This window comes from Bradyrhizobium valentinum, assembly GCF_001440405.1.
GTDB lineage: Bacteria > Pseudomonadota > Alphaproteobacteria > Rhizobiales > Xanthobacteraceae > Bradyrhizobium > Bradyrhizobium valentinum.
The window spans coordinates 72,875-73,928 of sequence record NZ_LLXX01000025.1; the positions used below are offsets into that span (position 1 = coordinate 72,875).

Genomic DNA, 1,054 nt, shown 5'->3' on the forward strand with positions numbered 1-1,054 from the left:
CCCGGCCATGACGGGTAGACCGTGACTTGTTCACTCCGGTGCTTATATCAGCCCCGGGACAAAGTCATGCTAACCTGCGGATATGATGAAAATCGACAAAGCCCCCGCCCCCCTGATCGTGCCTAACCCTGAGGATCCGCGGCTGACCGAGCGCGTCGCCGGGACCGACCAGACGGGTGCGGCGGTCGAAATCCGGGTGCCGGTGGAGCGGCCGCTGACGCTGTATCTGAACGCCCAGGAGATCGTCACCATGATGACGATCGGCGATTACCCGGAATATCTGGCGCTCGGCTATCTCCTCAACCAGAACATGCTGAAATACGACGACGTCGTCACCGAGGTCGAATATCACGACGACCTTCAGGTGGTGGTGGTGCGCACCGAGCACCACACCAACTTTGAGGCCAAACTGAAGAAACGCACGCAGACCTCCGGCTGCGCGCAGGGCACCGCATTCGGAGACCTGTTGGAAGCCGTAGAAAGCGTCGCGCTGCCGAAGGCGGAATTGCGCACTTCCTGGCTCTACCAGATGACGCGCGCGATCAACACCATGCCCTCGCTCTATCTGGAAGCCGGAGCGATCCATGGCTGCGTGCTGTGCAAGGAAGGCACACCCGTGTGCTACACCGAGGACGTCGGCCGCCATAACGCCGTCGACAAGATCGCGGGCTGGATCTATCGCCATGGCGTCGATCCCGGCGACAAGATTCTCTACACCACGGGCCGCCTCACCTCGGAAATGGTGATCAAGACGGTGCGGATGGGAATTCCCATTCTCGTCTCGCGCTCGGGCTTCACCGCGTGGGGCGTCGAACTGGCGCGGCAGGTCGGACTGACGCTGGTCGGTCGCACGCGCGGCAAGCGCTTCATCGCGCTATCAGGACAAGAGCGGATCGTGTTCGACCAGAACCTCGACTATGTCGAGGAAGAATCCGCGCGGCACAAGCGCAAGGGCGAAAGCGATGACTGACATTCCCGGCGTACTGCTCGCCGGCGGCCTCGCACGCCGGATGGGCGGCGGCGACAAGCCGATGCGCATGATCGGCGGGCGCCC

Annotated in this window: 1 protein-coding gene and 1 pseudogene; both read left to right on the forward strand. The window is 62.8% G+C overall.

What is annotated here, in order from left to right; genetic code table 11:
* Window positions 1-82 precede the first annotated feature (82 nt).
* Window positions 83-970: a formate dehydrogenase accessory sulfurtransferase FdhD gene (locus CP49_RS03435; protein ID WP_057848900.1), complete on the forward strand. Its 888-nt coding sequence runs from the start codon at window positions 83-85 to the stop codon at window positions 968-970.
* Window positions 963-1,054: pseudogene (locus tag CP49_RS46905) on the forward strand (molybdenum cofactor guanylyltransferase MobA); the annotation flags it as partial. The gene CP49_RS03435 and the pseudogene CP49_RS46905, both read left to right, overlap by 8 nt.